Origin of the sequence: Mesorhizobium sp. M7A.F.Ca.MR.148.00.0.0, from assembly GCF_003997735.1 — a bacterium.
GTDB lineage: Bacteria > Pseudomonadota > Alphaproteobacteria > Rhizobiales > Rhizobiaceae > Mesorhizobium.
The window spans coordinates 1-7,219 of sequence record NZ_RZTB01000173.1 but is presented as its reverse complement, the minus strand read 5'-3'; the positions used below and the strand labels follow the sequence as shown (position 1 = coordinate 7,219).

Sequence of the window (7,219 nt, the reverse complement as noted above, 5' to 3'; positions counted from 1 at the left end):
GAACCGGTCCGGCGCTACGAGCGGGAGCATCCCGGCGAGATGATCCATATCGACATCAAGAAGCTCGGCCGCTTCAGCCAAGTCGGCCATCGTATCACCGGCGATCCGCAAAAGGGCAAGTCGCGCGGCGCCGGCTGGGAGTTCGTCCATGTCTGCATCGACGACGCCTCCCGCATCGCCTTCTCGCAGATCCTGCCCGACGAGAAAAAAGAAAGCGCCATCGCCTTCCTCAAGGCGGCGGTGGCCTACTACGCCAGCCTCGGCGTCACGATAGCCCGCGTCATGACCGTCAACGGCTCCTGCTACAGATCAAAGGCCTTCGCCAAGGCCTGCCGCGATCTCGGCCTCAAGCACGTCAGGACAAGACCCTATACGCCCAAGACCAATGGCAAGGCCGAGCGCTTCATCCAGACAGCACTGCGCGAATGGGCCTACGCCATTGCCTATCCGACATCCGATCATCGTGCCGCCGAACTGCCTGTCTGGCTGCACAGATACAATTGGCATCGTCCACATGGCAGCCTAAAGTCAAAAACGCCTATCAGTCGCCTCGCCCTGATCGAGGACAACCTGTTGAGGCTCCACACCTAGGGCATCTTGCGGTGGCGCTGAGTGGCATTTCGACGACCATTCGGTCCGCCGCCTACAAACACGCGCTAAACTCTAGTCACGCGATGAAGCCCCTAAAGGAGACGGAGGACGCGCTTACCGACTACGACGCCTTGGCGAGGGCGGCGGGCCGAAAGCAGCCGAAAGCGGCGGAGGAGGACGACACGAAGGGGACGCCCTAGCGAGAGAGGCCGCCGCACAGGTCAGCAGGGTCGTTCAGACCCGATCTTCCCGCTGGAGCAGACCGCGAAGGGTACCGGTGGCATCAACGGACTACGTTCGGCAGGTGGTCATGGCAGATAGTCAGCTTGGAGCAGTGTCGGCACTGGTAAACGCGCGGCGAGTGGCTCCAGAACGCTTCCATGCTTCTGTTCCCAGTGTAGATAATAATCCGGATGCTCCGCTTCTGACCTCTTTTTCGGACTATCTGAGCAGGGTGTGCGGACTGGAGTCAAAGTCCCGCGAAGGCGTTCTCCTGGGCAGCCGCCGCTTTCTGGATTGGTTCCATCACCACCATTCCCGGCCAAGCCCTCGGCGCGTTGACGGCTGAGCATGTCCTTGCCGCTGTCGAACATCGGCTGTCACTATCGGCGACCTCCGGTACCCGCACCAGCAGCAACTTCTCACATCGTATTGGGCTGGCCACCACGACCAGAATCTCGCGCGCGTCGTCCCCAGGACGCCCCACTGGCGTTTGGCTCATCTAACCCTCGAACTCGGCTACGGCCCGTCGACGGTCTTCTTCACATGGGTCGGATTCGACGAAATGGACGAGGTCACAGGCGACGGCCATGCTGAACTGCTCGACGACGGCTCCATCGACATCACCTTCCTCTATCACAACGGCGACGAGGCAATCCTCAAGGCCAAACGGGACACTTCTTCAACGGCCTGCTAGGAGATCGTGTTCGCCTTGCGCTGACAAAGAAGCTCACACATGACGTCCGGGAGACGATGCTGGCAAATGGTCTGGCTGAAGCATTCCACCCACAATACCAAAGCCCGTCCCGATCCAAAGCGCTTCTAAGCACTCCACCTCAGGCGCAAGGCCGGTTGGCCAGTGCATCTTCTTGGTCCGCCGGAAGAGAACCCCGCCCGACAATAGCTTCATGAGGTCTTGCGCTGCAGTGTCGACCGTAAAAAAGGGCGCGCGAGGCGCCCTTCATTTAAACCGGCAGTCGGGAAGCAGACTTCACTCTGATATTCAAAAGCGGTAGGTGACACCTGCGCCTATCAGCCAGGGATCGAGCTCCGCCTTCCCCGTCAGCTTCGCGCCGGCCACCGTGACGTCGAAGTCCGGCTTCAGGAAAAGCTTCTTCACGTCGAAGTTGAGGCCCCAGTGCTGGTCCACCATGTAGTCGAATCCGACCTGCAGCGCCGTGCCGAACGTGTTCTTCACCTTGAGAGCATCAGCGCTGCCAGTGTCCTGGTTGTAGAAGATCGTGTAGTTCACGCCGGCGCCGACATAAGGCTTGAACGCGCCGAGATCGGTAAAATGGTACTGCAACGTGAGCGTCGGCGGCAGCAGCCAAACTTTGCCGATGTTGCCCAACCCTCCGATCGTCCCTTGGCCCGCGATGTTGGCATAAGTGGTACCGAGTATGAGTTCGGTGGCGATGTTGTCGGTGAAGAAATACGAGATATCGAGTTCCGGCGTCACCGTGTCCGAATACGAAAGACCGGAGCCGGGAAGCGTATCAACGTAGCCCAGATCTTTCGTAACGACGCCCAACGCCCGCAGGCGGACCTGCCAAGGGATTGGCGCTTCGGTGACCGAGGCTCCCGTCTCCGCCAGGACGGTCTCTGCTTGCGGAGGCTCCGCGGCGACGGCCTGCTGTCCCACCATGATCAGGGCCACCGCCGCTGCTGTTGCCCGCGCTACGCCCATTCGCGTTCTCGCCATGAGATTCACTCCTTGATGTTCAGAAAGGATGCACTGCACTATTTCGTCTCCTGCTCGAATGAATTGTTGATGGACCTCAAATGCCCCTCTTGCGTTGCAACGCGTTCCGCCGTCTCCGGAAGGTGATCGTTGAAGCCGATTGCGCTGCGGAGAAAATTGGTGCCTAGACTGATGAATGCGGCTTGCTCCCGATTGTCCTCGCCGCAGCCGTGCCCGCCTGCGCTGGCCTCGTAGAAGTAAGCGGGATAGCCAAGAGCCTGCAGTTTTGCGGCCATCTTGCGCGCATGGCCCGGATGGACGCGGTCGTCGCGTTTCGTGGTGGCGATCAGGATAGGCGGATAGGGCTGTCCCGGCGCTGCGGCGTGATAGGCGGAGATTTCCTTCAGGAAAGCCCAATCGTGAACCTTGTCCGGATCGCCATATTCGTCGATCCAGCTCGCGCCCGCCAAGAGCTTGGTGTAGCGACGCATGTCGATAAGCGGTGCTGTGCAGAACAGAGCCCCGAAATGCTCAGGATAGCGGGTCAGCATGTTTGCGATCAGCAGGCCGCCATTTGAGCCACCCTCGGCGGCAATCCGCCTCGGCAGGGTGATGCCCCTTCGCACGAGGTCGGCGGCAACGGCGGCGAAATCGTCATGGGCGAGACGCTTGCCCTCCCTGCGCCCGGCTTCGTGCCAGCGGGTGCCGAACTCGCCGCCGCCGCGGATGTTCGCCTCGACACACGTGCCGCCGCGCTCGAGCCACAGCTTGCCCAGCGGGGAGTTGTAGTAGGGCAGGAGTGATACGCCGAACCCGCCATAAGCGGAAAGGTGAATCGGAGCATCTCCGTTCCCGTTCGCCGGACCAACCTGCGTATAGGGGATCAGCTCATGATCGATAGAGACTGCCTCGTGGCGCGTGACCACCAGTCCGGATGCATCGAAATTCTCCGGGCTGCGCTTCAGGATTGCTGAAGCGCTGAGAGACGGCGCGGCATTCAGATCGAACAGCAAGAGCTGCGGCGGCGTGATCGGATCCTGAGCACAGATCAGGACCTCTCCATTGGTCTCGTGAACTGCCGCATCGAATGACCAGACGTCGACAGTACCTTCGGCGGGCAGGGTGTTCAGGACTCGGCGCGTCCATTCCTGGTGGCCGGGAGTGAACATCTCGAAACGCGGTGCGAGATTGACGAGGTAAGAGATAATGAGCTTCCCGTCATTCCAGAAGAATGACTGCATGGAGCGCCTTTCCCCTGGTTGAAACAGGGTCTCAAAACGGCGTCCGCCGGCGAGGAAAGTGGAAAGCGAGATGACGATCAGCGCGTCTGCGGGATGGGTGGTGCCTCCCACCGTCCAGGGCTTGCGCGGCCTTACCGCCAGCCAGTCGCCGAAGACCCGCCACGACGCGTCGCGAGGAAGATCGATCTGCCTCCTCGGCCCGCTCCTATCGCCGATCCAGCTGATCTTCTCGAAGAAGGCCGGCTGCTCGATGAACCAAAGGCGCTCGCTGCGGCCGGTGCGGTCCGAATGACCAGAGACTTGGAAGCTTTCGAACCCGGCCTCGAAGATTGCCGGCGTGGTGAGGGGATCCGCGTCACGCTTCCACAGTCGAACGGTGCGCGCATAGCCGGAGCGGGTGGCCATGCCATTACCAAGCGCACTGGAAAGCAGAAGCGTGTCAGGGTCCAGCCAATTAACGTAGCCTTTGGCCTCGGGGAGGTTGAAGCCGTCGGCGACAAAGCTCAGAGAGATCAGGTCGAATTCGCGATGCACGACCGCGTCGCTGCCGCCGCGCGACAGGCGCAGAACGGCTCTTTCCCGTCTCTCCGGCTCGATGGACGCGCCGTCCCAGATCCAGTCCTCTCCGTCGCTAGCCGCGAGAGCATCCAGATCGAGCAGTAGCTCCCATTGGGGATCCGCCTTCATGTAGGCGGCAAGGGTGGTCCGGCGCCACAGTCCGCGTGGATTACCGTCATCTCGCCAGTAATTGTAGAGGTACTGACTACGGCGCGCGATCAGGGGAAGATTGTCGCGATTGTCGAAAATGGCTGTCAGAGCCGCGCGGTCGCGCTCGAACTGCGTTCCACCGAAGTGCTTGAGAGTCCTTGCCGATTGGCCGGCGGCCCAGGCAAGTGCCCGCTCGCCCTCTACATCTTCAAGCCAGACATAGGGATCGTCGTCGGGAGCATCAAGCGTTGGACGGACATCAAATGCGTTCATGTCCGGACAGCCTTCAGAAAGAAGGGATAGAGGCTTCCGTCGGCTCGGGAACGCTCAGTGCTGGTAGCGGCGCCCACATGTTCGAAAAGCGTGATCATTGATGAGTTCTTTCAGTCGGTGCGGCATCGCAGTGCTTTTGCGCATAGGACCGCAACCGTCGTGCCAACTGGGAAAATCGTTTCGGAACAATGCGATCGCTCTGGAAGCGTTGTGTCACATGTCCGACATCGTCGAGAATCCGACAACGAGTGCTCCTCCTAATCACCGATCAACCTCCGGCGCCAGTCGTGGACACCGTGCAGAACTCGAGCAGTGAAGCTCATTGGTGAACCTGGTTGACGCCCAACATCTTCGCTCTGGAGCGCTTCACGCACACGGATTCATCGCAGACACCATGATGCGATCGATGCGGTTAGAGACCAAGCTGGCTGCGCCTGTGAGTTTCAGCCGCCAGCTGGAAGCAGCTGAGTTCTGAGGAGAAGGGTGGGGCACCCCTTGGGCGACCTGATGGTTGCCCAAGCCCTGCCGCAATCTTGGCCTGCACCGTCGCCTGGATTGCTGTCGATCAAGCCAGGAAGCTGCATTCGGGCGAACGCATGGGGCTGGTCCCCATGGCAACTTGGGCTGATGTGGGGCCGTCCGATATGCGATACGAGGGTCTAGGATAGGGGAGCTCGGGCTCGGTAGTATCTCAGCGAGACGGCTAATGGTCGACGAAGTCTTCCTGACGCCACGCATTGGTATGCCGCAGCAACAGGGGCAGTGCGGACGCAAGTCTGGTTGTGAAATCGGCTGCTACAGGGGCATGCCGCGCTTCATCTCCATACCGTCAGCGAAGAAAGCGCGGCGCGAGCATCACCAAAGAGAAGCGGCGCGCCTTTCGTTTTGCGGTCCACTGACCAGTCGGCTTCACCTGTACAACTACGGGCTGGCATAGCGTGAAACTTGGCCCCCAATGGCGGAAATTTCCCCCAGGAGACCTAGATGACTAAGCTTATTGCACCCGGGCTACGACAACCTGCCCACCACCAGCGTCGAAGCCACCGCCACGCCACCAAGTCTTCAGGGAACGTCCTGAACGGAACCCAGCCGGGTACTCCTATCAAAGCGACTCCCTTCGCATGCTCAGGCCGCGCTTGCTGTCGCTGCGCGGGACCGACAGCCTGCTTCTGCCCTGCACAGTGCCGACGACACATGCTTCGACGAAATGGCGTCATCGAGGTCGGGTGGCTTCGGCGCCGGTGCTTTGCCAAATTGCATGTTTGGACGTCCGTGGGGGCGGGCAAGGGGGCACAGTCGTGCCTGCAGTTCTCGTGACTGGCCCAGCAAGTCGAGTTCGCAACCGCGCACCACATTCGGTCGACGAGATGAAGGCTTTTGCCGCCAAGTTCTCTGCCTGGTCCGGCGAAAGCTATACGCTCGCCGCGTAATGGCTGGACATGATAGCCGACGCCCGTCCGAATGGCGGCGGCTTTTTCGTATTATATCGACCTGATCGGCCAGCTTCGCGGGAATGCCGGGGCTACGACTTTGAATGGTCATTTGGCGGCGGAACGGCTATGATGATCCAGATCGGCCATCGTGAAAGCCACGACATCGATATTTTCCTCGACGACCCTCAATTGCTCGGTCATCGACCATCCCAAAAGCCACCTGCACTTTGAAACGATGCCGTCCGACTATTTGGGGGACGGGCTTCGGTTCCAGAAATTCGCCTTCGAAGACGTTGGCGAAATCGACTTCATCGTTGCCGGAGCGCTAACAACGAAGCCGTTCTAGACCCGCGTGGTGGAAGGCAGGACCGTGCGGCTCGAGACCATCCCGGAAATCATCGCCAAGAAGGTCTATTACCGGGGATTTCGGAAGCCAACCCGCGCGACATCTTCGACATCGCCGCCGCAGCCCGGTCGCAATTGGACGAGGTCGTCAACGCTCTGCGTGCGCTCCCAGAACAGGTCGCTCGAACCAGACAGCGGATGGAAAAACTCACCAATGAATTCGTCGGCCGCGCCATTGCACAGCTGATGATCATGCCCTGACTACGAAGCGTCGGCCGCCGACAGTCTGGACGCAGCGTTCGCTGTGCTCGACGAGGTGTTGTCATCACTCAAAGAACCTGACCCCCACGACCTAGCGACCAACCGAGGGAGGGGAGGGGTTTCTCAGAGCCCGGACGCCTTGGTGAGGTTGGTCCGGAATCTGCCGCGCCTCCGCTGATATTTGCGGGTCATCTCGGCCGAGGCATGGCCGAGCTGCTTCTGCACGTAACGCTCCTCGACGTCGGCCGACGAGGCAAGTCCGGCGCGCAGCGACTGGCCCGAGAACAGCAGCGCCCGTTACCCTTCCGGGAGATCGGAGGGGAGGCCGGCGGCGATCGTCACCTGCTTGACCAGGCGGGCGACGTGCTTGTCGGAGAGCCGTTCGACGTCGACGGTCTTGTTGTCCTTGAAAATGCGGCGGAACAGGGGTCCACGTGCGATGCGGCCAAAGCGGATCCAGCTCTCGA

4 protein-coding genes and 2 pseudogenes are annotated in these 7,219 nt (G+C 60.7%); 3 read left to right on the top strand and 3 right to left on the bottom strand.

Translation table 11 applies throughout. From position 1 onward, the window contains the following. Positions 1-591 (top strand): annotated as a pseudogene (locus EOB49_RS31590) (IS481 family transposase); the annotation flags it as partial. Between the two features lie 712 nt (positions 592-1,303). After that, complete coding sequence (locus EOB49_RS31580) at positions 1,304-1,507, top strand: hypothetical protein (protein WP_245472922.1); 204 nt, start codon at positions 1,304-1,306, stop codon at positions 1,505-1,507. Positions 1,508-1,813: 306 nt separating this feature from the next. On the opposite strand, the gene EOB49_RS31575 is transcribed toward EOB49_RS31580, so the two are convergent. Both EOB49_RS31575 and EOB49_RS31570 read right to left on the bottom strand, forming a co-directional pair. After that, positions 1,814-2,512 carry an OmpW family protein gene (locus EOB49_RS31575; RefSeq protein WP_127383272.1) on the bottom strand — a complete coding sequence of 233 codons (699 nt, stop codon included), beginning with the start codon at positions 2,510-2,512 and terminating at the stop codon, positions 1,814-1,816. 38 nt (positions 2,513-2,550) lie between these two features. Further along, positions 2,551-4,713 (bottom strand): prolyl oligopeptidase family serine peptidase, encoded by a 2,163-nt coding sequence (locus tag EOB49_RS31570; RefSeq protein ID WP_127383271.1) that lies wholly within the window; start codon positions 4,711-4,713, stop codon positions 2,551-2,553. Positions 4,714-5,419: 706 nt separating this feature from the next. Here EOB49_RS31570 and EOB49_RS31565 point away from each other — a divergent pair. Beyond that, positions 5,420-5,650 carry a hypothetical protein gene (locus EOB49_RS31565; protein ID WP_127295339.1) on the top strand — a complete coding sequence of 77 codons (231 nt, stop codon included), beginning with the start codon at positions 5,420-5,422 and terminating at the stop codon, positions 5,648-5,650. Positions 5,651-6,875: 1,225 nt separating this feature from the next. On the opposite strand, the pseudogene EOB49_RS31555 reads toward EOB49_RS31565, so the two are convergent. Then, a pseudogene (locus EOB49_RS31555) lies at positions 6,876-7,219 on the bottom strand (integrase); the annotation flags it as partial.